Annotated in this window: 1 protein-coding gene; it reads left to right on the top strand. The window is 42.6% G+C overall.

Annotated elements, in window-relative coordinates; translation table 11 throughout:
* The first annotated feature begins 137 nt into the window (after positions 1–137).
* The gene (locus DW173_RS23610; RefSeq protein WP_005805709.1) at positions 138–1,424 is read left to right on the top strand and encodes an IS1380-like element IS613 family transposase; all 1,287 of its coding nucleotides are present in this window, start codon (positions 138–140) and stop codon (positions 1,422–1,424) included.
* The last annotated feature ends 173 nt before the right edge of the window (positions 1,425–1,597 follow it).

Here is a 1,597-nt window from a genome sequence, read left to right as displayed (position 1 = left end):
CCTTAATTCCGCAACACTATTATAAAATATTTTTTTTAAGTACCTGAGCAACAAAAAGTTGCTCAGGATTTTGCCATGTCAGAGGATTCACTTAACTTAGTGTTGCAAAAAAATAATCAAACAAAACCTCATCAGGCATGGCAAAAATACAAATAAAATCCGAGAAGCTCACTCCTTTTGGAGGAATATTTTCAATCATGGAGCAATTTGACTCCACATTGTCATCTGTAATCGACTCGACACTCGGTCTAAGGTGTAGCTCGTTCGGTTATCAGTACAGTGAAATCGTCCGTTCCCTCATGAGTATCTACTTCTGTGGTGGCTCATGCATTGAGGATGTCACTACTCATTTGATGAACCATCTCTCGCTCCATCCGACACTTCGTACTTGTAGTTCTGATACTATCCTCAGAGCGATAAAGGAACTGACGCAAGGAAACATCTCATACACATCAGATACGGGTAAGAACTACGATTTCAACACGGCTGACACACTCAATACCTTACTGCTCAATTGTATGTTTGCATCCGGCCAACTGAAAGAGGGCGAGATGTATGATGTTGATTTCGACCATCAGTTCATAGAGACTGAGAAGTATGATGCAAAGCCTACATACAAGAAGTTCCTTGGTTATCGCCCTGGCGTGGCGGTTATTGACGACTTGATTGTTGGCATTGAGAATAGCGATGGTAACACCAACGTTCGTTTTCATCAGAAGGACACGCTGAAGAGATTCTTTGAGAGATTTGAGCAGAACGGACTTACAATCAATCGTTTCAGAGCTGATTGTGGATCATGTTCCGAGGAAATCGTGGAGGAAATAGAGAAACACAGCAAATCCTTCTATATCCGCGCAAACCGCTGCAGTTCGCTCTACAATGACATCTTTGCTCTTAGAGGCTGGAAGACTGAGGAAATCAATGGCATTGAGTTCGAATTGAACTCTATTCTTGTTGAGAAGTGGAAGGGTAAAGCATACCGACTTGTGATTCAAAGACAGAAACGGATGGACGGTGTGCTGGATCTTTGGGAAGGAGAATACACATACCGTTGTATCCTGACTAACGACTATGAATCTTCCACAAGAGAAATTGTCGAGTTCTATAACCTTCGTGGAGGAAAGGAACGTATCTTCGATGATATGAACAATGGTTTCGGGTGGGACAGATTGCCCAAATCCTTCATGGCAGAGAACACTGTGTTCCTTCTTCTTACGGCACTTATCCGTAATTTCTACAAGGCCATTATCCACAGACTTGACGTAAAGAGGTTCGGACTCAATGCAACAAGTCGCATAAAAGCGTTTGTCTTCAGGTTTGTCTCTGTACCAGCCAAGTGGATCAGAACATCAAGGCGGTATGTGCTGAATATCTATACCTGTAATAATGCTTACGCAGATATTTTTCAGACTGATTTTGGATAACGCCTACAACTTATGGGTATGATACTGCGTATTGCCTCAAGTCGCATAGTGGGGCAAGGGGATATTGTGGGCAGAAGTGGGTATTTCAGCCTCAATTTATCTGCTAATTCAGTGATGAGAGGACGTTTAGACGCAAGAAGGACGCTGAAGAGCTTAGTTGCGGATTTGAGGTT

The organism is Bacteroides sp. AM16-13 (assembly GCF_003602705.1).
GTDB lineage: Bacteria > Bacteroidota > Bacteroidia > Bacteroidales > Bacteroidaceae > Bacteroides > Bacteroides xylanisolvens.
Note: the sequence above shows the minus strand (reverse complement) of the source record. Positions and strands in the feature narration are given on the sequence as shown.

Excerpts from the sequence above, each read along its gene's own strand:
- DW173_RS23610 (WP_005805709.1), top strand. The coding sequence starts at position 138 with ATGGCAAAAATACAAATAAAATCCGAGAAGCTCACTCCTTTTGGAGGA.